We start from the raw sequence: 22,955 nt of genomic DNA on the forward strand, positions 1-22,955 counted from the left end.
AGGGCAAGATAGGTGAAGATGTGACACGCCATGTTTGAGGAATAAAATGACACAAGACCTGACCCAACTTGAAAAAACCATTGAAACTGCTTTTGACGCTCGAGATACAATTTCACCTTCAACAAAAGGCGACGTACGCGAGGCAATTGAACAAGCGCTTGAACTTTTGGACAATGGTGCAGCACGAGTAGCCGAACGCCAAGAAAATGGTGACTGGCGTGTTAATCAATGGCTTAAGAAGGCTGTCCTTTTGGGCTTCCGTATTAAAGATATGGAGCCGCAAGAAGGTGGACCACAAGGCACAACTTGGTATGACAAAGTAGATAACAAATTTAAAGATTGGGGCGAAAATCGCTGGCAAGCAGCTGGTATTCGCGCTGTTCCAAATGCAGTTGTACGAAAATCTGCCTATATTGCGCCAAACGTAGTATTGATGCCGTCATTTGTAAATCTTGGCGCGCATGTTGACGAGGGTACAATGGTTGATGCTTGGGCAACAGTTGGCTCATGTGCACAAATTGGCAAGAACGTTCACCTATCCGGCGGCGTTGGCATTGGTGGTGTTTTAGAACCAATGCAGGCCGGCCCAACAATCATTGAAGATAATTGCTTCATTGGTGCCCGCTCTGAGGTTGTTGAAGGATGCATCATCCGCGAAGGTTCTGTTCTGGGGATGGGTGTCTTTATTGGTAAATCCACAAAAATTGTAAATCGCACAACGGGCGAGATTTCTTATGGTGAAGTTCCACCTTATTCCGTTGTTGTTGCGGGTTCACTGGCGTCGGATAAAGTTATGGGCAACGGACAAGCAGCACCAAATCTTTATTGCGCGGTGATCGTAAAACAAGTCGACGCACAAACACGATCAAAAACTGGTATCAACGAACTCCTTAGAGACTAATTCGCTCTTCAAATACAGTCTGGGTAAAACATGCCAAAATATGATGCTGTTTCATTACTGCAAGATTTAATCCGCTGCCCTTCTGTCACACCGGCAGAAGGCGGTGCACTTGAGTTGTTGGAAACGGTCTTATCTGATTTAGGTTTTACAGTTGAACGTATTACTTTCAGCGAAGATGGTTTGGATGATGTTGAAAACCTCTACGCCCGCTATGGCAATAGTTCTCCTCATTTTATGTTTGCCGGACACACAGACGTCGTCCCCGTGGGAGATGAAGCAAGTTGGACAAAACCACCATTTTCTGGTGACATTATCGACGGTGAAATTTATGGCCGTGGTGCTGTAGATATGAAAGGCGGTATTGCTTGCTTTATTGCTGCCTTTTCAATTTATCTGAACGAAAATCCTGACTTTGATGGTTCTGTCTCACTTCTCATAACAGGTGACGAAGAGGGCGTTGCGATCAATGGCACAGACAAATTACTCAAATATGCACACGACAAGGGTGAGGTTTGGGATGCTTGTATTGTTGGCGAGCCAACAAATCCCGAGCAACTGGGCGATATGATCAAAATCGGCCGACGTGGGTCATTATCTGCCCGCGTTACCGTTGATGGTATTCAAGGTCATGTGGCCTATCCTCATCTGGCTGATAATCCAATTCGCGGCGCAACCATGATGATGGCAGCATTAATGGGCACCCCATTTGATGAAGGCACCAATGATTTTCCGCCAACCAATCTGGAAGTGACGACTGTTGATGTTGGCAACAAGGCAAATAATGTTATCGCCCAGCAGGCGGCCTTTCAATTTAACATCCGTTTTAACAACCTTTGGACTGAAGACAGCCTTCGCAAGGAAGTTGCCAAACGACTTGATGCCGCCGCACATGATTTATCTCTACGAAAAGATAAAGCCGCAACTAATTACAGGATAGAATTTCTAAATCGTGTAAGCCCTGTGTTCCTCACAAAAGATGATCGCCTCACAAAGGCACTCAGCAATGCCATTGCAGCAGTGCTGGGCGCAAAACCTCAATCATCAACAACAGGTGGCACATCGGATGCGCGTTTCATCAAAGACTATTGCCCGGTGGTGGAATTTGGTCTTGTTGGGCAAACCATGCATATGGTTGATGAGCGCGCGCGTGTCGCGGACGTGGAAAAACTCACCGAAATCTATCATGAATTTTTAAAATCCTGGTTTTCTTGAATGTCCGAAATAGGTTCTAAAAATCGAGCAATATCAGAAGCATCGCGTTATCTTTATGCTATTTTGCTGATCATTCAGAATAATCAAGAAGGTGTCAAAATAATCTTGCAATCAGGCATGAATGTTACACGTTCATTCATGGCGTATTTTTGGTGTTTGCCAGCACAATTATTTATGTGGTCATTGGTTTGGCGGCGAAATGAAATTGCGGAAGACGCCACTCACGTCGATTTTTTGATCACCGTGAGCGTTTTTGATGCAGTTGCATGGGGTATATTCGCCATTTCAATCTACTTAATTATGGTTCTTGCATCGGCAGAAAAACTTGCAGCACCCATGATCATCGCTACAAACTGGTTTAATTTGTTTGCAACATATGTCTTTTTCATTCCAGCAACGATGAATTACATCCTACCACTGGGTGATGATACTGCGATGATCATTGAGTTTGTAATATATATAACAATTGTAGGACTATATTTCCGCGTCGTTAGGCACATGCTCGGAAATCACAAATTGTTCGCATTTGCACTCACACTGGTAAATGTAGCCAGCAGCATTTTTATTTCAAGCTTCATTTATTCCACTGTATGACAAAAAGCCCACCGAATTCAAATCCAGCGGGCTTCTGTGATATTAATTTTTCTTTGCTTATGCAGCTAATTCTTCAACATCTGGGAAGAGTGAATCAAGCTCTAGGTAACAGATCATCTGATCATCAACCGGAATGATCGCACGTGTGAGCGAACGCTCAGCTTCCGGCAACACATCTGGTGCAGGCTGCAGATCTTCTTCCTTAACAGTGATCATGTCAGACACATTTTCAACCAAAAGACCAACAAGCTTATCAGCGATGTTTGTCACAATAATCGCACTACGCTCTGTTGGTTTAATTGGCGATAAACCAAGACGAATAGCCATATCGATGACAGGAATAACTGACCCACGAAGGTTGATAACACCAAGAACGTGACTTGGTGAATGTGGCAACATTGTTGATGGTGCCCAGCCGCGAATTTCGCGAACCGCCATAATATTTACGCAGAATACCTGATCCCCTAGATGAAACGATATAATTTCAATCTGGCCAGATTCTTTAACATCTGTTTGTTCGTTCATAGTGAAATCTCCAAAATCCTCTAATCGAGCCCCAAGTCGCTCATGCATTTACTCTAAATTGCCACCATTAACCTTTGGATACGCACAAAGCTGTTATCTAACTGAATATGGAATACAGGCATGCTGTTTTACAGCTTCTAGGATGGGCGTCATGCTCGAGCCGTCAAATTTGGGCTTCCCAGATACTCCGATCATGCCTTCTCTCGGTTTCTAATTTGTTAATAGCCAGATATAATTTTTAATACTGGTGCGAAACTGAATGAAAATCACGTCTCAACAGTCAAGCCTTTTGCATAGATTGAGACGAAATTTTGAAGTTGCTCTTCCAAAGCACCCCGGGAAATCGACATAAAGCGTTCTTGAAGATTAATTGCTATGATCCCGTGAACCGCTGAAAACAAAGTTCTTACCATTTGCGAGACTTCTTCCTGTTCAAGATCGGGCCGGAGCCTTAACAAAGGTGCAATAACTTTTGAGAAAGTTTCATTTGTTCGATCAAGATACCAATCCGGAATAGGCGTATTGTCATGCATCGTATGTGTAAAAAGCGATGTCCAGAGATTATAATTATCATACGCAAAGTTCATATAACGCTGAGCAAGGAGCCTCAAATTTTCTTCTGGATCTAAGTTTTCCGCGGGTTGTTGCCCAATACTTTCCGATAACATCATCAGGATGTGGCTATTTACATTTAAAATAAGATCATCAAGGTCTGTATAGGCATTATACAAACTGCCAAGCGAACAATCTGCCTCAATTGCAATATCACGTGCACGCAGACCAATAAGGCCATTTTTTTCAATTCTCCGAAACGCTGCATCAAATATACGTTGTTTCAGAAGATTTCGTTTCTCGTTGCGATTCATAATAAGCTCTTTTTTGAACATTGTTCATTTTTATGTTGAACACTGTTCATTTTTCGTCTATATCCAATTTGAACATTGTTCATATATTAAATATGAACCGTTTTGCAATGCAAAATCAAGTATGAAGTACGTATTTTGCTTGCATCAGATAAAATAAAAAGAAAGTCTGCATTATGACGAATAACCTGATGACATCCAAGCGCTTTGCACCGCTATTTTGGACGCAATTTCTGTCCGCCTTCAATGACAACCTTGTCAAAAATACGCTTATTTTTCTTATTCTTTTTAAATTGGCAGCTGAAGAAGCAGCCTCCATGGTCACGATTGCCAGCGCAGTTCTCATTCTGCCATTCTTGTTATTTTCTGCCATAGGTGGTGAAATCGCAGATAAATTTGATAAGGGTAAAGTTGCAGAACGCCTTAAGTTAATCGAAATTGGTGCTGCCATTGTTGCAGTTATCGGAATTGGCTTTTCTTCAATTTGGCTCTTGATGGTTGCCTTATTTCTATTTGGCTTTGTCTCTGCTCTATTTGGACCCGTCAAATATGGAATACTACCGGATCATATAGAGGCCAGCGAGCTCCCAAAGGCAAATGCATGGGTCGAGGCTGGGACATTTCTTGCGATTCTTCTAGGTACAATTGTTGCAGGCTTCACCTTCCGCGAAGATGCCAGCATCTGGATATTTGGCCCAATGATGATGGGTTTTTCCATCATATGTTGGATTTTTAGCCGATATATTCCACAAACAGGTGCAGCGGAACCCGAGCTTCGTATCGACACTAATATATTCCGTTCTACAGGTCGATTATTGAGTGAACTGTGGGCACAAAATAAAATACTGCACGTAAGCTGGATGGTATCCTGGTTCTGGCTTATAGGTGCAATCGTCATGTCGCTCATGCCCACAATGGTGAAACAATTACTGGGCGGCCATGAGCTTGCTGTCACAGCTTATCTGGCAATATTTGCAGTTTCAATTGGCTTAGGATCGGCATTTTCGGCGTGGTTATCTGCTGGCCGCATCGTTCTATTGCCTGCGCCAATTGGTACTGCGTTGATCGCAATGCTTCTAGGCGTTCTTTCTATTATTTTATGGAACCTTGCACCGCTACCTCCTGTAAATTCCGTGTCAGATTTCTTTGCATCGGGACCAACTGTCGAAATCGGGTTCATTTTAGGAGGATTGGCGATTGCTGGCGCTTTGATCGTCGTTCCAACATTTGCTGCTGTCCAAATGTGGGCACCCGAAAAAAATCGCGCTCGTGTGGTTGCTGCGGTTAATGTGCTCAATGCTTTGTTCATTGTGGTTGGTATTGGAATCGTGGCTGCCCTGCAGGCATTTGGTGCCACAATTCCCGAACTTCTTTTAGGTCTGGCCGTCATCAATATCATTGTCGCTGGCCTGATGCTTAAATACCAACCAACCAACCCACTGCGTGATCTTATTTCAATCATTCTTCGGTCATTTCATCGTATGGAAATAATAGGCCTTGAGAATGTGGAAAAAGCAGGTCCCGCACCAATTATTGCGCTTAATCATGTGAGTTACCTCGATGGCGGGTTAGCACTATCACTCACGGAACAAGAACCTGTATTTGCTGTTGATCATAAAGTCTCTCAGAAATGGTGGGCAAAACCGTTTTTAAAACTTTGTAATTTTATGCCGCTTGATCCCTCAAAACCGATGGCAACGCGAACACTTATCAACGCGGTTGAAGATGGAAATCCTCTTGTGATATTCCCTGAGGGGCGCATCACCGTTACGGGCGGCTTGATGAAAGTTTATGATGGTGCTGCGATGGTCGCGGATAAAACCAACTCAATGATCTTACCCGTTCGTATTGAGGGTCTTGAGCGTAGCTTATTTTCCAAACTTAGCGTCCGCGAGATTAGGAAAGCCTTGTTTCCAAAGGTCAAGGTGACAATACTTGAACCAACAAGACTTGAAATACCAGAACGCTTAAAAGGCAAGGAACGCCGCACGGCTGCAGGCGCTGCACTTTATCAACTCATGTCTGATCTTGTTTTTCAAACCACGCCTATAGAGCAAACGGTTCCTGAAAAACTCATCCTTGCTGCAAAGAAAGTAGGTTTGCGAAAGCTAGCCCTGCAAGACCCAACTTCCGGCAATATGAGTTATGGAACACTTTTAACTGGTGCATCTGTTATAGGCCGGCGCTTATCCAAAATGCTGCCGGGCGAAAAACATATCGGTGTTATGTTACCAAATGCAAATGGAGCAGCTGTTACAATATTTGGCCTGATGTCCGCTGCAAAAATCCCAGCGATGATTAACTTTACTGCGGGTGCACGTAATATTTTGTCCGCCTGCAATGCGGCGGAAGTGAAAACCATTGTTAGCTCACGCCTCTTTATCAAACATGCAAAATTGGAAGATTTAGTCGCCGAAATTGAACCTTATGTAGATATTATCTGGCTGGACGAAGTACGAAAAGAGATTTCAATTTTTGAAAAACTTGTCGGATTTCTCACACGCACGAAAATCATAACGAAAAGCGAGGTAAATGACCCGGCTGCAATCCTCTTTACGTCAGGGTCAGAAGGTGTGCCCAAAGGTGTCGTATTAACCCATCGCAATATGCTGACTAATGTTGCGCAAGCCGCCGCACGCATAGATTTTAATCCATCTGATAAACTGTTTAATGTGCTGCCAGTTTTCCATTCATTTGGGCTGACCGCTGGTACTGTCCTACCTCTTGTTTCAGGTGTTCCGGTTTACATGTACCCCTCACCATTGCACTACCGCATTGTTCCCGAACTTGTTTACAGCTCAAACGCCACAATCATGTTTGGTACAGATACATTTCTATCTGGCTATGCGCGCACCGCAAATTCCTATGATTTCCGCTCACTGAGATATTGTTTTTCTGGCGCGGAACCTGTTCGCGCAAGCACACAAAAAACCTACATGGAAAAATTTGGCGTCCGAATTTTGGAAGGTTATGGTGTTACCGAAACCGCTCCCGTGATCGCGCTCAATACACCGATGCATAACAGCCAGGGTAGCGTGGGACGCTTGTTGCCGGGCATAGAATATAAGCTCGAAAAAGTACCCGGCATCGATCAAGGCGGGCGGCTATTTATCAAAGGTGGCAACGTTATGGCAGGTTATTTGCTACACGATAAACCTGGTCAACTTCAGCCTCTACCTGATGGATGGCACGATACTGGAGACATTGTAACCATGGATGACATTGGTTTCGTCACAATCAAAGGCCGTGCAAAACGATTTGCTAAAATTGCCGGTGAAATGGTTTCTCTTGCCGCCATTGAAAAACTTGCGGGAGAAGTATGGCCTGAGCACTTAAATGTTGTTGTTTCAGTACCCGATGCTAAGAAGGGTGAGCGCATCATACTCATTACTGAATTTGAGGGCGCTGATCGCAAAGCGTTTATGGAGTATGCGCGATCACAAAATGCAATGGATTTAATGATCCCGGCGGAGATCAAAATTGATAGCGTACCTTTACTTGGTAGTGGAAAAATTGATTTTGTTGCGGCTCAAAAACTTGGATTAAATGAACCGGCTTAGTAATCGACCGACATGAAATATAAGGCAAAAGGCGGGGCTACTGGACCACAGGCGACCCGCTTTTTCGCTTCCAATGCTTTTGTGACATCATCGGCAGTCCATTTGCCCTCGCCGACCTTTTTTAATGTGCCGGCAAAAGATCTGATTTGATTATGCAAGAAAGCAGGTGCTGTTGCATGAAGCTCAATGAACTCAGTACCCTCAACAGCGACTACATCCAATTTTTCAAGCAACCGAACAGGGCTTTTTGCCTGACAGCTTGTTGCCCGAAATGTTGTAAAATCATGAACACCAACCAATCGTTGGGCTGCCTCATGCATTTTTGCCACATCTAATTGTTTTGAAACATGAAATGCGCGATTTCTCTCCAAACCTGGATGTCCATGACGGCATAGATATCGATATAGATAATGTCGACGCTTAGCAGAAAATCTCGCATGAAATTTACTATCGACCTCCTCAGCATCGATAATTGCGATACTATGATCTCCATGCTCTCTTAGAAAGGCGTTGATAGCACCCTGCACTGCCAATGGTTTTCTGTCTTTGGTAAGATCAAAATGTGCAACTTGACCACGTGCATGAACACGGGCATCCGTGCGCCCCGCACCATAGACCACTGCATCCTCACCCAGAAAACCTAGAATTGCTTTCTCAATCGCCCCTTGAATAGATGGATAATTTGGTTGCCGTTGCCAACCAAAGTAGTCAGTCCCGTCATATTCAATCGTTATTTTATATCGAGGCATAAGTGTCACATATCATGTTAATTTGGTGCCGGCATCTATTGTAACGCCGCGTAAAAAGCTTTGTGCGTCCATCTTCTTGCCACCTGCTTTTTGCAATTCTATCAGTTGAATTGCACCGTCCGCGCAGGCAATCGTCAGTTTGTCATCAATAACTTGCCCGACTAAACTTGAATCAATAGAATCAACTATTTTAGATCTCAGAACCTTTACACGAACTGCCTTCTTACCTTCACCAAGCTCAAACCAAGCGCCTGGAAATGGTGAAAGACCCATAATATGACGATGCACGTCTTTCGCACTTTTCTCAAAATTAATGCGACATTCAGCTTTATCAATTTTCGCAGCGTAGGTAATGCCCTCTTCTTTCTGCTCAATCAATTCTATTTCGTTAGTTTCCAAAAGTTCCATGGCTTTGACCGCAAGCGGCCCACTAATATCCATCAATTGATCATGCAAGCTGCCTGCTGTCGTATCATCGGTAATATCTACTTTCTCAGACAATGCGTATGGTCCGGTATCAAGCCCAACGTCCATTTTCATAATCATCATGCCAGTTACATCATCACCGGCCATAATAGCTCGTTGAATGGGTGCAGCGCCGCGCCAACGCGGCAACAAAGATGCATGACCGTTAAAACAACCATGTTTTGGGCTATCTAAAATGGGTTTTGGCAATAAAAGACCATAGGCAACAACAATTGCGACATCTGCATCCAAGGCATCAAATCGAGATTGTTCTTCTTCTGGTTTCAAACTGATAGGTGTACGGACTTCTATACTATGCTTGTCCGCAAGCGCATGAACAGGCGACGGTTTTAGCTCGAGACCACGACGGCCTGCCGGGCGAGGTGGCTGGGTGTAAACACAAACAATGTCATGACCAGCATCAATCAATGCTTTGAGTGTGGCAGTTGAAAATTCAGGCGTACCCATAAAGACTATACGCAATTGAACCTCCTAAGTTTTGAATTAAATGGTCAGAGCACTGCCGCGTTTTGTTTGGCAAGCTTTGTAAACTTCTTGATCACCATCTGACGCTTAAGCTTGGAGAGATAGTCAATGAACAGCACACCATTAAGATGGTCAATCTCATGTTGCAGACATGTTGCCATAAGCCCATCGGCTTCTATTGTTTGTGCCTTACCTGAAAGATCAAGATAGTTGACGGTAATAGCGGCAGGGCGCTCTACTTCGGCATAATATTCAGGAATCGACAGGCAGCCTTCCTCATAAACGTTCATTTCATCACTGTTTTTGACGATCTCGGGATTGATGAAAACTTGCGGTGTTTTGTTATCTTCATCTTTAGACACATCAACGACTAGCATCTGGCGTGGAATACCGATCTGTATTGCTGCCAGGCCGATACCTGGCGCATCATACATTGTTTCCGTCATATCCGCAGCTAAACGCGTCAAATCATCATCGAAACGTTCAATAGGTGCAGATTTCTCGCGCAAGACTGAATCTGGAAGTAGGACAATTGGCTTAATACTCATGTGCGTTGAAATAGGGGGTTCAAGGTCTAAGGTCAATAATATATTTTGAGATCGGCGCCTCCCGTTCACCTTTTGATCTGACAAGCAAGAAAGAATCATATAATCTAGTTCGAATGAACAATTTATCTGATTTCCTGTCGACGACAATTGTAACCTTGGGCGGGCTTAACATAAGTTTTGGGCAAGTTCTTGCGAGTGTTATTGCGCTTGTTGTCATAATGCTTGTTGCAATTTTTATACTGCTGTGGCGAGCATCAAACAATCGGCATAAAGCGCGCGATCTTGAAATGCAAAACTCAATGGCCGCGCAATCTCAGATGAATGATCTTTTGAAAGTGCAGGCAGAGATGCAGGGTCGCATGACGACCATGGCCGAGTTATTTGGCTCCCGACAGTCCGAACTTAATCAAAATATCAACAATCGACTCGATGGGATGAGCCAAAAACTTGGCAATTCACTTGTTGAACAAACCAAAGCCACCCATGAAAACCTATCTAAGTTGCAAGAACGTTTGGCCGTTATCGACACAGCACAAAACAATATTCAGACACTTGCGCAAAATGTGGTTGGGTTACAAGCCATTTTATCAGACAAGCAAACGCGCGGTGCATTTGGCCAATCGCGGATGGAAACCATTATTAAAGATGGCCTTCCCATCGGGGCTTACCAATTCCAGACAACGCTATCCAACAGTTCTCGCCCCGACTGCACCGTAAAAATGCCAAATGATTCTCCGCATTTGGTTATCGATGCGAAATTTCCATTAGAAGCATGGAATGCCATTAAGAAGGCTGCGGATGATCGCGCAACGACAGAGGCCTCCAGACAATTTCGTGCTGATATTGAGAAGCACATCAAAGATATTTCTGAAAAATATCTCATTGCAGGCGAGACCCAAGATACCGCATTCATGTTTGTACCATCTGAGTCTATTTTTGCTGAAATTCATGAGAATTTTGAAGGTGTTATTCAAAAGGCACACCGTTCCCGCGTTGTCATCGTGTCACCTTCGCTTCTTATGCTGTCGATACAGGTCATACAAGCGGTCCTGAAAGACGCACGGATGCGAGAGCAAGCCCATCTCATTCAAGGAGAGGTGATCCGCCTAATGGACGACATAGGCCGCCTAGATGATCGCGTGCGTAAATTACAAACACATTTTGGTCAAAGCCAGCGCGATATAGATCAGATTTTGACATCAACTGATAAAATTGCAAAACGTAGTGCTAAAATTGAAGACATGGATTTTCAAGATACCGATTCAGTTAATATTGAAAAACCCGAACAAAAACCAATTTCAGTCGTAAAGCCCGCTCAAGAAAAGGGACGGCTAAACTTAAGACCGTAGCATGGCGTAACCCGAGGAGTTTACATGATTAGCGTATTTGGATCAATAAATATGGATCTTATAGCAACGGCCGAGCGATTACCGCTGCCGGGCGAAACGGTGCATGGCGACAGCTTTTCTACCGCGCCGGGAGGCAAAGGCGCGAACCAGGCACTTGCCGCAACAAGAGCAGGTGCGAGCGTGAAGATGGCAGGCGCGGTTGGGCAAGATAATTTTGCAGAACCGGCATTAGAATTACTAAAATCAGCAGGTACAGATCTTAAATTTGTGAAAAGTGTTGAAGGGCCAACCGGAACGGCCCTTATTTTAGTCGGCAACGATGCCGAGAACATGATTGCTGTGATCGCAGGCGCAAATGGTAAAGTAAGTGTCGCGGATGTGGAGCCTCTGCTCAATAGTATGAATAAAGGTGATAGTATCCTCTTGCAAATGGAGATCAGTGTCGATGCCGTAAAGGCAGCACTAGAAGGTGCGAAAACGCGAGGCATTCGCTCAGTCTTCAATATTGCACCCATGAGCGATGATGTTATTGATATTGCCCCTCTTGCCGACATTATCGTGGCGAATGAAACTGAATTTGATCTTCTGATCGGAAAAGGTACTCTTTCAGCCGAAGATCGTATCATTGCAATGCGAAATTACCATCAAAAAACAAATCGCAGCCTAGTTATTACACTCGGCGGTGATGGCGTTATCGCTATTGACCAGGGACAAGAATATTCTGCACGCGGATTGACCATCAAACCAATTGATACTGTGGGCGCGGGTGATACATTTTGTGGTTATTTTACTCAAGCATTAGATGCTGGTTTTGATTTTGGCTCAGCTCTTGAACGTGCGGCAATTGCCGGGTCTCTCGCCTGCCTTAAAGCTGGTGCTCAACCGGCTATACCGATGGCAGATGATTTGGATGCTCTCTAGAGATCAGTTAGATCTGCAGATTCTGGTTTGACTTTTAACGCCTTGAAAAGATCTCTCTTGACCTCCATATATAGGGCAAGGTGCCGAATTCGGGCCTTGAACTTGTTGCTTGAATTGAGGACAAAATGACACGTATGGCACCATTCTCTAGCCCATTGCTACTTGGATTTGAAGCGATGGAAAAAACGCTGGAACGCGTTGCGAAGGGCGCAGAAGGCTATCCACCCTATAATATAGAGCGCATTCACTCAGACACATCAGATCGGGCTGAAAAGTTGCGCATTACTCTCGCTGTTGCCGGATTTTCCGAAGATGAGCTTGATGTAACAACTGAGGAAAACCAGCTCTATATTCGTGGTAAACAAATTGATAATCAAGAGCGCGATTTTCTCTATCGCGGCATTGCTGCACGGCAGTTTCAGCGGGTTTTTATTCTCGCCGATGGTATGCAAATTGGTGGCGCTGAATTAAAAAACGGCATGCTCTCAGTTGATCTTATCAGACCAGAACCGGAACGGATGATAAAGAAAATTAACATTTCTGTATCAAACTAAGCCTATCATTCAATAAGCAAGGTGATTCTAACACTTGCTTGAGGAATCGCGTGTTGTGATCATGAAGCATCACAGCTCCCAAACATGGAGAGACAAATGCTTTCAATCTATGAAAATGACATCGAAACGGCTGATGAATTCGCACTCATGGGTGCTGGTGAAGTTGCCTATATTCGTAAAATATCGTCTGAAGAAGTTAATGAACGCTTCCCAATGGAAGAAGAACTTGAGCCGGGCCAAGAGCTATGGGCCTTGTTTGCCGCCGATGGAACACCAATTTATCTTAGTGATGACCGCACTCGTACGTTCTTTCGAGCGGCAGAAGATGAACTTTCCCCTGTGACATTGCATTAGGGGAAAGATTAAGCGTTCAAATGAACTTTGGCACTAAGAAAAATTGGATGCCGAATACTAGGCTGCGTTTGACGCTGATGTTTGTGTCAAAAGTGCATAAATGGCCGAATCTGATTGCGCACCTCTAATTTTCTCGACTTTATCACTATCTCTGAGAACACGGGCAATACGTGACAATGCTTTAAGATGATCTGCGCCGGCATCTTCTGGTGCAAGAAGTAGAAAAATCAGGTCGACTGGCTGATCATCCAATGCTTCAAAATCTACAGCAGTTTCAAGTTTTGCACAAAAGCATAAAATACGATCTAACTTTGGCAATTTTCCATGTGGAATAGCAATACCATTGCCAACACCAGTAGAACCCAGGCGTTCACGCTGCAAAATTACATCAAAAATTTCACGTTCGGAAAGTCCGACTTCCTCCGCGGCACAAGCAGCAAGCTCTTGAAGAACTTGCTTTTTAGAACTTGCTTTAAGCGCATGAAGTATCGAACTCTGCGCAATTAAATCTGCGAGCGACATAACTATCTACCCCTTGACTGAAATAAGCTAATGCTTATCAGTTTTTAACATCACCGGTATCAACCCAACCGATATTGCCGTCATTTCGGCGATAAACCACATTAATGGCATCACTACCAGCATTTTTAAAAATCATAACCGGATCATCAGTCATATCTAATGACATTACAGCATCCGCAACCGACATTATTGCAAGTTGTTTTGTACTTTCCGCTACAATTGCTGGCGCATAATCTTCTGCAACTTCTTCTTCAACAACATCATTTGTACCCATTACACTATAAGCAACTTCGGCAAAAGCACTCGGATTCGTATTAATCTGGTGGCTTTTTAATTTTCTTTTATAACGTCTGAGGCGTTTTTCAACTTTCTCGGCCGCGGCTTCAAAAGAGAGCTGCGGATCCGCAGCTTCGCCTGTTGCTTGCAGAATAACTCCCGTATCTAGATGAATTTTGCAGTCTGTCGTAAATCCTGAACCAGATTTCTCAACAGTGACCTGAGTAGAATAACCACCAGCAAAATATTTCGTTACAGCATCGGCTATATGGTCCTCAATACGAGTACGAAAAGCTTCACCGATATCCATATTTTTTCCAGAAACGCGTATAGTCATCCAGCATCCTTTCAATGTTATTTGCCAAAACAGTTTAGGCCAATAAAGCTTGGCTTCCAAGCAAATTGGTTACTTTTATTCAGGCTGTGGATATAATAATTTCTTGATCTTGTTGTAAAAAACAAACGCGGCGCAGCTCATATGACTAATTGATCCATTTGTCAAATTTTAACTAAAAATCAATCGAACAATTTGCGCTTAATACTTCCGTTAATTGAAATAATACATCATGTAACTCACTGATTTAAATCTAACTATGTTCCAACTCGCATAAGTATTTTTTTCTCACGCCGCCTCTGCACAGAAGATGCAATATTTAGAGATTCTCTATATTTTGCGACCGTACGTCGTGCTATCTCAATATTTTCACGCTTAAGAAGCAAGACGATATTATCATCTGATAAAACATTCTTCACATCCTCTCCATCAATCAGAACTTTAATTCTTTGACGAATTGATTCGGCTGAATGATTATTCAGTCCATCGACACCACCGATTGAAACTGTAAAAAAGTATTTTAATTCGAATAGTCCACGTGGTGTCATTATATATTTGTTGGACGTTACGCGTGAAATCGTAGACTCGTGCATACCTACAGCTTCGGCAATTGTTTTTAGATTCAATGGCTTAAGGTGCTGCACACCCTTATCAAAAAACTCTTGCTGATGTTTGACAATCTCTGTGGCGACCTTAATGATTGTTTGCGCACGCTGATCAAGGCTTCTTGAAAGCCAATTCGCAGACTGCAAACATTCATTCATGAACTTATAATCAGCGCTTGTCTTATCGACACCTTTTGTAATCGTTGAAAAATAAGATTGATCAACAAGGATGTGAGGTAGTGTCTGTGAATTAATTTCAACTTGCCAATCACCATCATCTAGTTTCTTCAACAAAATTTCTGGAATCACTGTTTGTACACCTTGAGTTACAAAACTTGTTCCCGGTTTAGGGTCGAGCGACTGGATATCAGCCACCATCTCCAAAATTTTTTGCTCATCGACATCACAAATCTTACACAGGGAAACAAAATCTTTGCGCGCCAGAAGTTCAAGATTCTCTATGAGCGATTCCATGGCCGGATGAAATTTTTTCTGCCGTCGCAGTTGCACGCTTAAACATTCGCCTAGATTTCGCGCAAAAATGCCCGGTGGATCGAACTGTTGAACTCTAGCCAAAATATGCTCAACCTGAGTTAACTCAACAGCAAACCGACTTGCAATTTCACTTAAATGCCCATCGAAATAACCGGCATCATCAAGATAATCTATGAGTTCAACGGCAATAAGCCGTTCGCGTTCGCTCTTAAACTCGAGTGCTATCTGCTCGCTCATAGCCTCTCTCATGCCAGGTGCACTGGCAGAAAAGCTGTCAAGATCAATACTCGCGCCAGATACATGCAATTCACCCGATGGGCCAACGCTGTAATCGTCCCGATTACGTAGTTCAGAATTGGATTTTGATGCTATTTCATCATCAGGAAATACATTGCGCATATTCACATCAAGTACATTCTCCATGTTCTTAACTTGTGATATATCACCATCCGCCATCAATGAAACTTCATTTAGGTCCACTAAATTACCATCTAAAGACTGAACCTGATCATCCATTTGAACGGGAGGGTCTTCATCTTTATTCGCCAATACCAACAAGGGATTTGATTGTATTTGCTCGTCAATAAATTGAGACAATTCCAAGGGAGTATATTGCAAAAGGCGAATTGACTGCATCAATTGCGGCGTCATCGTCAACGATTGACTTTGTTTTAAGTTCATACGTGCTGACAATGACATACACAAACTCCAAAAACACAGTTCAAAAATAATGAGTTAAGTCGACAAAACCGATTATTTACACTCCTCCGTAGGATTGGCATAAATTTTGCTTTGAGTCAAAATCCTCAGGAACTCATCACGCCCCATATTCTGTGTAAAACGGGTTATGTAAAGTTCATCTAGAACGAAAAGTTATCACCCAGATATAAGCGTCGAACATCGGGGTTGTTCACAATTTCGTCGGGTTGCCCATGGGTCAACACTTGCCCAGCGTGAATTATATAGGCTCGATCAATGAGACTGAGCGTCTCGCGCACATTGTGATCGGTAATTAGAACACCAATTCCTCGGCGTGTTAAATGGCGAACAAGATCCTGAATATCGGCTACTGCGATTGGATCAACTCCGGCAAACGGCTCATCTAACAGCATAAATGTCGGATCCGATGCCAATGCACGAGCGATTTCAAGTCGTCGGCGTTCACCACCGGATAGGGCTATAGATGGTGATGATCTCAAATGAGAAATAGAGAACTCATCAAGTAGGGAATCAAGTTTCTCTTCGCGAATCTCCCGATTAGGCTCGATAATTTCTAAGACAGCACGAATATTCTGCTCGACGGACAGGCCGCGAAAAATGGAAGCCTCTTGCGGCAAATACCCAACACCAAGCCTTGAACGTTGATACATGGGAAGTGTTGTCACATCATGACCATCAATTTCAATCGCGCCACTATCAACGGGCACAAGCCCTGTAATCATATAAAAACAAGTTGTTTTACCAGCACCATTTGGCCCTAAAAGACCTACGGCTTCGCCGCGACGTACACCAAGCGAAACACTATCCACGACACGGCGAGATTTATAAGATTTGCTCAAGCCACGAGCAATCAATGTACCTTGATACTTTCCTTGCTCTGTTTGGCCCTGTTCTGACTGCCCCTTAGGGTCAGCACCAGTTTTTTTTCGAAATGAGAACATTAAAGTATTTAACACCCGGGCCCTATGTCGAACAACATTGTTCTAACATCACTTTTTCTGCGATTTTGGATCAAGCTGAAGTATCACACGCTTACCGCAGCTGTCGAGCCGTGCGTTACCAGAAGCCATTTGCACAGTAAGTTTACAACCAACAAAGACATTATCGCCCTCTGTTAACACCACCTCTTTACCGGATAGAACCAGCGTATCAGCAAGCATATCAATCGTACCCTTGTCAGCGGTAGCTGTCTGTGTTCCTGATTTTAGTAAGACCTTCCCAAAGACATTAATTTTCTCAAAATCCGCAGCGCCGGAGGTGACCGAAGAGCCTTGCGTATAATGAACCACCATGCGGCTGGCACGTAACAATGTTTCACCCTGCACGACCTTCACATTGCCTGTGAATGTCGCCTCGGCCTTGCTGTCGTTGACATCAAGTTGATTGCTTTCAATCTGAATTGGCTGATCGTTTGAAAGTGCCAAACCTCCGATATTGCTATTCACATTTTGTGCTTGTGCCCACCCGATGAATAGAAAACTAACTAGACAAGTAATAACTACTTTCAATCGGCTATTGGATGGAGAATGAAATTTCATATTGTCCCTTACTCTTCTTTCTTTAACATCCGAGGTTCTATTTTCATACGAACATCACCATCAAATTTTAAGGTTTCTCCACCTTCAGCGATTTGCATCGTGTCGGATGTCAACCAACCACCATCGAACTTTACATTAATTGGGTTTTTACTTTCGAATGCACCGGTGGCTACATTATACTCGCCATTAATAAATTTAGCTTCCAAACCAGATGTTGTTGTAACAATAAAGGGCTGTGTAAATGTTAAGAATTCTTTTTCCTGATCAAACACACCTTGAGCCGCCTCAATAAAAGAATCATTTTCACTATTTAGAGGAACTTGAGCCGCAATATCTTCAAGCGTGATAAGTGATGTTTGACCAATCGCCTGTATAGCCCGTTTTGCCGACATTTTATAAGGCAAATCAGTGCTTGTTTGACCCACAAGCACTGGAGATCGCATAACAAGTTTTCCATCTTCCAATCCAGCACTTTCAATAACCAAACCATCCGGCAGTGATGTACGAATTATCGAAAGCCCAATAAAGAAAACGATAATCACACCGCTACCAATAGGTAAAAATTTGCGTAGAAATGCAACCAATCTGGAATGCGAAACAGCTTTGGCATATTCAGCATCAACTTTGAACGCTTGACTATTCATGTACTTTTCGGCCCATATATATTTCCCTACTCCACACTTCCAGCAGATTTTATGAAAACTTATATCACTGATATCATTGCAATTGGTCAAAGTTAATCCTAAATTGCGGCCTATATAAGTTATATATTTTGTTTCATTTTCCGGAAATCACCTCATGGACCAGCAAGATGTTTTTGAGCGCCATCGCTTACGTCGCAAACTACGATGGTGGCGACTGCTAACGATCCTAGCTGTTATTATTGGTATCGTATCTCTCACGATCTCCAACGATAATAGTTTAATTACCGGTGACCATATCGCTCGGGTCGAAATTATTGGTGTCATACAGGATGATGATGAATTGATCGCTCGCCTGGATGCTATTGGAGATGATTCTAACGCTAAGGCCCTAATTGTGACAATTTCATCACCAGGGGGCACAACATATGGCGGAGAGCGGATTTATAAGGCAATCAAAGGCGTCTCAGACAAAAAACCTGTCGTCGCTGATGTTAGAACCATGGCAGCCTCAGCAGGCTATATGATCGCTGCCGCAAGCCATCATATTGTTGCAGGGGAAGCGTCTATCGTTGGTTCGATTGGTGTTATCTTTCAATATCCTCAAGTGTCCAAATTACTCGATAAAATCGGTGTCTCCATGGAGGAGATAAAATCTGCGCCACTAAAAGCGGAGCCATCCCCATTTCATCCAGCAAGTGAGGAAGCTGTTGCGATGATCAATAATATGGTCGTCGATAGTTATGACTGGTTTATCGATATCGTTGCCGAAAATCGCAAACTATCACGTCAAGACACTTTGAAATTATCCGACGGCAGTATTTTCACAGGCCGACAAGCTGCCAAAAACGGTCTGGTTGATTCGTTGGGCGGAATGGCAGAGATTCGCACCTATTTAAGCGAGAAAAACATCAAAAAAGAGCTTAAAATTGTAGATTGGCCTGCACCGGACATCTCGTCACCAAATTTTTTATCATTAGCACTGCCAAATATTGTTCAACGATATCTTGGAGTTGAACAATACTCGCTGGGCGAGCTGCTCGGTGAAAAGAAGTTGTTTCTTGACGGTTTGCTTTCGTTTTGGCAAATTAGCGATTAATAAAAGCACTCAGAATGCTTGGTAACACGTCATTCTATGGGAAAATCGATGATTAAGTCTGAATTAGTTCAAACTCTAGCTACACGAAATCCGCATCTCTACCACCGAGATGTTGAGAATATCGTCAATGCTGTATTAGATGAAATCAGCAAAGCACTTGCTGAAGGTAACCGAGTAGAGCTCCGCGGATTTGGCGCTTTCTCTGTAAAGCACCGTCCTGCTAGATCCGGGCGTAACCCTCGGACTGGGGAAACTGTTGCTGTGGAAGAAAAATGGGTGCCATTTTTCAAAACAGGTAAAGAATTACGCGAACGGTTGAACCCTTAAAACTGCGCGACCTGTTTTCAATTGGTGCCCGATTAAGCCAATTTCATCGATGTTCGACAAAATTTTGACGATTTTGCACCTGATTGTGTTTGCAAAACTTCAAAAGACGTTTATTTCCTAATAATAGCGTTAACGTTGGTCTTTGGAATTTTACTATGCTCAAAAAAATTATCTGGGTTGTTTTTTTCATCCCTGTAGCAATTGTTCTCATTTTGCTATCCATTGCAAATCGGCAGATGGTAACTCTGGCGCTAAACCCATTCGAACCGGCAGACACCTTGTTATCCGTGAGTGCGCCATTTTTTATGTTCATACTCATCGCCCTAATGGCTGGTATGATTTTGGGCTCAGTTATGACTTGGTTTAAACAAGGCAAACATCGAAGTCGCGCAAGGCAAATTTCTGCGGAGTCTGAAAAATGGCATACTGAAGCTGACCGTCAGAAAGAAAAAGCAGATAATCTTGCACAACAGCTCATTTCACCTGTTTGATATTTAAAGACAATCAAGCGAACAAGGCGATGGGAACCGCATTTGCCCGAAAAATTTAATGAGAACGCCAAGAAGCGTAAGCGGCCCGCAAATCAACGCGCCAATCAGCAACCGAGATCCCGTGCCGGTAAGAGTTTTAGCAAAAGCTCTAAACATCGCGATACTTCGTTCGAAAATCAATCCACGGGAACTCGTCCGAACACCAAGAAAAGTGAACCGGCTGCAATTATCAAACGCCCTGCCAGAACCGGCAAACGTCCTGACGAGCGCATTCCCGTTATTCTGGGCACCAAAGGCGATGAACATTATCGTCTGATTGACAGCGGCAACGGTCAAAAGCTTGAGCAATATGGACCCTACAAAATTACGCGACCGGAAGCTCAAGCGCTATGGCGCCCACAATTACCCGATCACCAATGGCAAAATGTTGATGCAATTTTTACCGGCGATACCGAAGAAGATGGCATGGGACGCTGGCATTTTCCAAAAGGGCCGCTGGGTGAAACTTGGCCCATGGCGCTGCTTGATGTCGATTTTTATGGGCGTTTTACATCCTTTCGCCATGTAGGTGTATTTCCAGAGCAACTGGCTCATTGGCAATGGATGGTTGATAAAATTAGAAATTCTGATCGGAAGCTGAAAGTTCTCAACTTGTTTGGCTATACGGGCGTTGCAAGTCTGATAGCAGCGAATGCTGGAGCCGAGGTCACTCACGTTGATGCATCAAAGAAAGCCATCGGCTGGGGTCGTGAGAATCAAGAACTGGCACGTCTTAACGATAAACCAATCCGTTGGATTTGTGATGATGCAATGAAGTTTATTCAACGGGAAGAGCGTCGCGGCAAAACCTATGACATTATCCTCACCGATCCGCCGAAATTTGGTCGCGGACCCAATGGTGAAGTTTGGCAACTTTTTGATCATTTGGAAAATATGCTGGATATTTGCCGCTCGGTCTTGAGCGACAAACCAGTTGGCCTCGTGCTGACAGCTTACTCGATCCGCGCGTCATTTTACTCTATTCATGAGTTAATGCGTGAAACGATGCGAGGCGCTGGTGGTCTTGTTGAATCTGGCGAACTTACGATCAGAGAAACCCAAGAGGTCGGTATTGATGACGAAGGACGTACAATCTCGACATCATTATTTAGCAGATGGGTGCCAAAATGAGTGCCAAAACAAATGATCTAAAAAAAAGGCGCGTTGGCACCGTCAAGGAAGTCACGAGCCTTGCTAATCCAATTGTAAAGGATATCAAAAGTCTAGCGCAAAAGAAAAACCGTGATGGCAGCAATCGATTTATTGCAGAAGGCCTAAAACTTATTGTTGATGCTATTGACCTTGGCTGGGATATCGAAACACTTATTTACGCCAAATCTGTTGCTGATAAACCGCTAATCCAAAAAAAAGCAGCGCAAGTTGTTGCTAATTCAGGTCTTGTGCTTGAGGTGAGCGAGAAAGTTTTAACGTCCATTACACGAAAAGATAACCCTCAGATGGTCGTGGGTGTGTTTTCGCAAAAGTTTACGCCTATCGAGGACATAAAACCTCAACCGGATGAGACTTACATCGCACTTGATCGCGTTCGAGATCCTGGAAACCTTGGAACAATTATTCGAACTGCCGATGCTGCCGGAATTAGTGGAATAATCTTAGTCGGGGCGACAACCGACCCGTTTTCAATTGAAGCTGTTCGCGCCACAATGGGGTCAGTTTTTTCTCTGCCAATTTCCCGCGTATCCATTGATGAATTTATTTCATGGAAGGACCGCCACGATATCAGTATTATTGGTAGTCACCTCAAGGGCAGTAAGGACTATCGAGCCATTGACTATAAAACCAAACCTTGCATTCTCCTAATGGGCAATGAACAAGCTGGCTTGCCAGAAGAACTATCCTCCACTTGCGATGCTCTTGCACGAATTCCGCAAGTTGGCGATGCAGATTCTCTTAATCTCGCCATCGCAACCGGCTTGATGATTTATGAGGCGAGACGTCATCTGCTGGAACTCGATTTGTTGGAGCCCGTTAAGTGACCGCGTTACGTTTGAGAACTGGCGCGATTATTATCGCAATCTGCGTACTGCTTGATCAGATTTCGAAAATTCTGATCGAACTTTACCTGCCCTTCCAGGAAATAGTATCTATTCTTCCATTTACAGCACTGTTTCGCACATGGAATGAAGGCATTGCTTTTTCGTTTCTTTCAGGACTGGGAAGTTGGGGACTTGTTACAATTGCTTTCATTGTCGTTGCACTTGTGATCTGGTTATGGGCATCATCGCCCTCCAATCGACTTTGGCTCGATTGGGGTTATGCCATGATTATAGGTGGGGCAATCGGAAATCTAGTCGATCGCATGTTTTATGGTCATGTGGTTGACGTGTTTCTATTTCATTATGGTCAATGGTCGTTTGCGGTATTTAATATCGCCGATGCCTTTATATCAATTGGTGTAGGCGTCATTATTTTAGACGAAATAAGACATGCATTAAAGAGCACTGATTAAAAGTTGAAAGAAATCTTGAAAGCTTCCGAAACGATTTTATTTTATAATCACTGTCATGAGCGATTTACACAATATACAGAAATCATTGGCTAAACAGCTTAATGCAGAATTTGAGGATGCAAATTCTGAACCTGGCAAAACTTCTGATGATCAAAATATCGTTGGTTTGGCTGAACGAGCGCAAGAAAAAGAAGACGCCAAAGAAAAAGTCAAAACTTCGGAGAAAAAGGGATATCAACCAATTGGTATTGCCCTTGTTATGTTTGTTTTTGCTGCCGTAATTATTGCTGGCGAGACTATTTTGTAACGGCTCACCA

Annotated in this window: 26 protein-coding genes; 15 read left to right on the plus strand and 11 right to left on the minus strand. The window is 43.6% G+C overall.

Annotated features, from left to right (window positions below):
* Window positions 1-46 precede the first annotated feature (46 nt).
* The 3 genes from dapD to G3W54_RS16915 are packed head-to-tail and all read left to right on the plus strand — an operon-like array spanning window position 47 to window position 2,707.
* Window positions 47-901, plus strand: a complete 855-nt coding sequence (gene dapD, locus G3W54_RS16905; RefSeq protein WP_162654492.1) for a 2,3,4,5-tetrahydropyridine-2,6-dicarboxylate N-succinyltransferase — start codon at window positions 47-49, stop codon at window positions 899-901.
* Between the two features lie 30 nt (window positions 902-931).
* Window positions 932-2,113: a succinyl-diaminopimelate desuccinylase gene (gene dapE / locus G3W54_RS16910; RefSeq protein ID WP_162654493.1), complete on the plus strand. Its 1,182-nt coding sequence runs from the start codon at window positions 932-934 to the stop codon at window positions 2,111-2,113.
* Window positions 2,114-2,707 carry a hypothetical protein gene (locus G3W54_RS16915; RefSeq protein WP_162654494.1) on the plus strand — a complete coding sequence of 198 codons (594 nt, stop codon included), beginning with the start codon at window positions 2,114-2,116 and terminating at the stop codon, window positions 2,705-2,707. It begins immediately after the preceding gene.
* 57 nt (window positions 2,708-2,764) lie between these two features.
* On the opposite strand, the gene G3W54_RS16920 is transcribed toward G3W54_RS16915, so the two are convergent.
* Window positions 2,765-3,232 carry a chemotaxis protein CheW gene (locus G3W54_RS16920; RefSeq protein WP_162654495.1) on the minus strand — a complete coding sequence of 156 codons (468 nt, stop codon included), beginning with the start codon at window positions 3,230-3,232 and terminating at the stop codon, window positions 2,765-2,767.
* 266 nt (window positions 3,233-3,498) lie between these two features.
* On the minus strand, window positions 3,499-4,098 hold the full coding sequence (locus G3W54_RS16925) for a TetR/AcrR family transcriptional regulator (RefSeq protein ID WP_162654496.1): 600 nt from the start codon (window positions 4,096-4,098) through the stop codon (window positions 3,499-3,501).
* 173 nt (window positions 4,099-4,271) lie between these two features.
* On the opposite strand from G3W54_RS16925, the gene G3W54_RS16930 reads away from it, so the two are divergent.
* A complete protein-coding gene (locus G3W54_RS16930) occupies window positions 4,272-7,655 on the plus strand; it encodes an acyl-[ACP]--phospholipid O-acyltransferase (RefSeq protein ID WP_162654497.1) in 3,384 nt (1,127 codons plus the stop codon).
* Here G3W54_RS16930 and truA read toward each other — a convergent pair.
* The 3 genes from truA to def are packed head-to-tail and all read right to left on the minus strand — an operon-like array spanning window position 7,652 to window position 9,903.
* Window positions 7,652-8,404, minus strand: a complete 753-nt coding sequence (gene truA, locus G3W54_RS16935) for a tRNA pseudouridine(38-40) synthase TruA (RefSeq protein WP_162654498.1) — start codon at window positions 8,402-8,404, stop codon at window positions 7,652-7,654. The two genes, G3W54_RS16930 and truA, sit on opposite strands and share 4 nt — an antisense overlap.
* Window positions 8,405-8,416: 12 nt before the next feature.
* The gene (fmt, locus tag G3W54_RS16940; RefSeq protein ID WP_256366970.1) at window positions 8,417-9,352 is read right to left on the minus strand and encodes a methionyl-tRNA formyltransferase; all 936 of its coding nucleotides are present in this window, start codon (window positions 9,350-9,352) and stop codon (window positions 8,417-8,419) included.
* 29 nt (window positions 9,353-9,381) lie between these two features.
* Window positions 9,382-9,903, minus strand: coding sequence for a peptide deformylase (gene def / locus G3W54_RS16945; RefSeq protein ID WP_162654499.1), 522 nt, complete (start codon window positions 9,901-9,903; stop codon window positions 9,382-9,384).
* A 113-nt stretch (window positions 9,904-10,016) separates the two neighbouring features.
* On the opposite strand from def, the gene G3W54_RS16950 reads away from it, so the two are divergent.
* The 4 genes from G3W54_RS16950 to G3W54_RS16965 all read left to right on the plus strand — a co-directional run bounded on the left by G3W54_RS16950 (window position 10,017) and on the right by G3W54_RS16965 (window position 13,081).
* Window positions 10,017-11,252, plus strand: a complete 1,236-nt coding sequence (locus G3W54_RS16950) for a DNA recombination protein RmuC (protein ID WP_162654500.1) — start codon at window positions 10,017-10,019, stop codon at window positions 11,250-11,252.
* Window positions 11,253-11,276: 24 nt separating this feature from the next.
* Window positions 11,277-12,173, plus strand: a complete 897-nt coding sequence (locus G3W54_RS16955; protein WP_162654501.1) for a ribokinase — start codon at window positions 11,277-11,279, stop codon at window positions 12,171-12,173.
* A 125-nt stretch (window positions 12,174-12,298) separates the two neighbouring features.
* The gene (locus G3W54_RS16960) at window positions 12,299-12,727 is read left to right on the plus strand and encodes an Hsp20 family protein (RefSeq protein WP_162654502.1); all 429 of its coding nucleotides are present in this window, start codon (window positions 12,299-12,301) and stop codon (window positions 12,725-12,727) included.
* Between the two features lie 96 nt (window positions 12,728-12,823).
* Window positions 12,824-13,081, plus strand: a complete 258-nt coding sequence (locus G3W54_RS16965) for a DUF1150 family protein (RefSeq protein ID WP_162654503.1) — start codon at window positions 12,824-12,826, stop codon at window positions 13,079-13,081.
* Window positions 13,082-13,138: 57 nt separating this feature from the next.
* Here G3W54_RS16965 and ptsN read toward each other — a convergent pair whose 3' ends face one another.
* The 6 genes from ptsN to G3W54_RS16995 all read right to left on the minus strand — a co-directional run bounded on the left by ptsN (window position 13,139) and on the right by G3W54_RS16995 (window position 18,215).
* Entirely contained in the window at window positions 13,139-13,603 is a 465-nt protein-coding gene (gene ptsN, locus G3W54_RS16970; protein WP_162654504.1) for a PTS IIA-like nitrogen regulatory protein PtsN, read from the minus strand.
* A gap of 37 nt (window positions 13,604-13,640) precedes the next feature.
* Complete coding sequence (raiA, locus tag G3W54_RS16975) at window positions 13,641-14,216, minus strand: ribosome-associated translation inhibitor RaiA (protein WP_162654505.1); 576 nt, start codon at window positions 14,214-14,216, stop codon at window positions 13,641-13,643.
* A 254-nt stretch (window positions 14,217-14,470) separates the two neighbouring features.
* Complete coding sequence (rpoN, locus tag G3W54_RS16980; protein ID WP_162654506.1) at window positions 14,471-16,012, minus strand: RNA polymerase factor sigma-54; 1,542 nt, start codon at window positions 16,010-16,012, stop codon at window positions 14,471-14,473.
* A 161-nt stretch (window positions 16,013-16,173) separates the two neighbouring features.
* On the minus strand, window positions 16,174-16,974 hold the full coding sequence (lptB, locus tag G3W54_RS16985; RefSeq protein ID WP_162654507.1) for an LPS export ABC transporter ATP-binding protein: 801 nt from the start codon (window positions 16,972-16,974) through the stop codon (window positions 16,174-16,176).
* A gap of 48 nt (window positions 16,975-17,022) precedes the next feature.
* On the minus strand, window positions 17,023-17,571 hold the full coding sequence (locus G3W54_RS16990; RefSeq protein WP_162654508.1) for an LptA/OstA family protein: 549 nt from the start codon (window positions 17,569-17,571) through the stop codon (window positions 17,023-17,025).
* Between the two features lie 8 nt (window positions 17,572-17,579).
* Entirely contained in the window at window positions 17,580-18,215 is a 636-nt protein-coding gene (locus G3W54_RS16995; protein WP_162654509.1) for a hypothetical protein, read from the minus strand.
* Window positions 18,216-18,369: 154 nt separating this feature from the next.
* Here G3W54_RS16995 and sppA point away from each other — a divergent pair, with 154 nt between their 5' ends.
* From sppA to G3W54_RS17030, 7 genes are all read left to right on the plus strand, one after another.
* Complete coding sequence (gene sppA, locus G3W54_RS17000; protein ID WP_162654510.1) at window positions 18,370-19,311, plus strand: signal peptide peptidase SppA; 942 nt, start codon at window positions 18,370-18,372, stop codon at window positions 19,309-19,311.
* Window positions 19,312-19,359: 48 nt separating this feature from the next.
* Window positions 19,360-19,638, plus strand: coding sequence for an integration host factor subunit beta (locus tag G3W54_RS17005; protein WP_162654511.1), 279 nt, complete (start codon window positions 19,360-19,362; stop codon window positions 19,636-19,638).
* Window positions 19,639-19,793: 155 nt separating this feature from the next.
* A complete protein-coding gene (locus G3W54_RS17010; RefSeq protein ID WP_162654512.1) occupies window positions 19,794-20,129 on the plus strand; it encodes a LapA family protein in 336 nt (111 codons plus the stop codon).
* Window positions 20,130-20,171: 42 nt separating this feature from the next.
* Entirely contained in the window at window positions 20,172-21,299 is a 1,128-nt protein-coding gene (locus tag G3W54_RS17015) for a class I SAM-dependent rRNA methyltransferase (protein ID WP_162654513.1), read from the plus strand.
* Entirely contained in the window at window positions 21,296-22,165 is an 870-nt protein-coding gene (locus tag G3W54_RS17020) for an RNA methyltransferase (protein ID WP_162654514.1), read from the plus strand. Before G3W54_RS17015 ends, G3W54_RS17020 begins: the two co-directional genes overlap by 4 nt.
* Window positions 22,162-22,638, plus strand: coding sequence for a signal peptidase II (gene lspA / locus G3W54_RS17025; protein ID WP_162654515.1), 477 nt, complete (start codon window positions 22,162-22,164; stop codon window positions 22,636-22,638). Before G3W54_RS17020 ends, lspA begins: the two co-directional genes overlap by 4 nt.
* A gap of 55 nt (window positions 22,639-22,693) precedes the next feature.
* Window positions 22,694-22,945, plus strand: a complete 252-nt coding sequence (locus tag G3W54_RS17030) for a hypothetical protein (protein WP_162654516.1) — start codon at window positions 22,694-22,696, stop codon at window positions 22,943-22,945.
* The last annotated feature ends 10 nt before the right edge of the window (window positions 22,946-22,955 follow it).

It is taken from the genome of Lentilitoribacter sp. Alg239-R112 (assembly GCF_900537175.1).
Classification (GTDB): Bacteria; Pseudomonadota; Alphaproteobacteria; order Rhizobiales; family Rhizobiaceae; genus Lentilitoribacter.

Bases quoted from the DNA above. Each gene is read 5' to 3' on its own strand.
- G3W54_RS16920 (WP_162654495.1), bottom strand. From the start codon at position 3,232: ATGAACGAACAAACAGATGTTAAAGAATCTGGCCAGATTGAAATTATA.
- G3W54_RS16930 (WP_162654497.1), top strand. From the start codon at position 4,272: ATGACGAATAACCTGATGACATCCAAGCGCTTTGCACCGCTATTTTGG.
- G3W54_RS16915 (WP_162654494.1), top strand. From the start codon at position 2,114: ATGTCCGAAATAGGTTCTAAAAATCGAGCAATATCAGAAGCATCGCGT.
- lptB (WP_162654507.1), bottom strand. From the start codon at position 16,974: ATGTTCTCATTTCGAAAAAAAACTGGTGCTGACCCTAAGGGGCAGTCA.
- G3W54_RS16965 (WP_162654503.1), top strand. From the start codon at position 12,824: ATGCTTTCAATCTATGAAAATGACATCGAAACGGCTGATGAATTCGCA.
- dapD (WP_162654492.1), top strand. From the start codon at position 47: ATGACACAAGACCTGACCCAACTTGAAAAAACCATTGAAACTGCTTTT.
- G3W54_RS16950 (WP_162654500.1), top strand. From the start codon at position 10,017: ATGAACAATTTATCTGATTTCCTGTCGACGACAATTGTAACCTTGGGC.
- G3W54_RS17010 (WP_162654512.1), top strand. From the start codon at position 19,794: ATGCTCAAAAAAATTATCTGGGTTGTTTTTTTCATCCCTGTAGCAATT.
- G3W54_RS16955 (WP_162654501.1), top strand. From the start codon at position 11,277: ATGATTAGCGTATTTGGATCAATAAATATGGATCTTATAGCAACGGCC.
- dapE (WP_162654493.1), top strand. From the start codon at position 932: ATGCCAAAATATGATGCTGTTTCATTACTGCAAGATTTAATCCGCTGC.
- rpoN (WP_162654506.1), bottom strand. From the start codon at position 16,012: ATGTCATTGTCAGCACGTATGAACTTAAAACAAAGTCAATCGTTGACG.
- G3W54_RS16995 (WP_162654509.1), bottom strand. From the start codon at position 18,215: ATGAATAGTCAAGCGTTCAAAGTTGATGCTGAATATGCCAAAGCTGTT.
- G3W54_RS17020 (WP_162654514.1), top strand. From the start codon at position 21,296: ATGAGTGCCAAAACAAATGATCTAAAAAAAAGGCGCGTTGGCACCGTC.
- G3W54_RS17005 (WP_162654511.1), top strand. From the start codon at position 19,360: ATGATTAAGTCTGAATTAGTTCAAACTCTAGCTACACGAAATCCGCAT.
- G3W54_RS16925 (WP_162654496.1), bottom strand. From the start codon at position 4,098: ATGAATCGCAACGAGAAACGAAATCTTCTGAAACAACGTATATTTGAT.
- G3W54_RS16990 (WP_162654508.1), bottom strand. From the start codon at position 17,571: ATGAAATTTCATTCTCCATCCAATAGCCGATTGAAAGTAGTTATTACT.
- truA (WP_162654498.1), bottom strand. From the start codon at position 8,404: ATGCCTCGATATAAAATAACGATTGAATATGACGGGACTGACTACTTT.
- sppA (WP_162654510.1), top strand. From the start codon at position 18,370: ATGGACCAGCAAGATGTTTTTGAGCGCCATCGCTTACGTCGCAAACTA.
- raiA (WP_162654505.1), bottom strand. From the start codon at position 14,216: ATGACTATACGCGTTTCTGGAAAAAATATGGATATCGGTGAAGCTTTT.
- G3W54_RS16960 (WP_162654502.1), top strand. From the start codon at position 12,299: ATGACACGTATGGCACCATTCTCTAGCCCATTGCTACTTGGATTTGAA.
- G3W54_RS17030 (WP_162654516.1), top strand. From the start codon at position 22,694: ATGAGCGATTTACACAATATACAGAAATCATTGGCTAAACAGCTTAAT.
- def (WP_162654499.1), bottom strand. From the start codon at position 9,903: ATGAGTATTAAGCCAATTGTCCTACTTCCAGATTCAGTCTTGCGCGAG.
- ptsN (WP_162654504.1), bottom strand. From the start codon at position 13,603: ATGTCGCTCGCAGATTTAATTGCGCAGAGTTCGATACTTCATGCGCTT.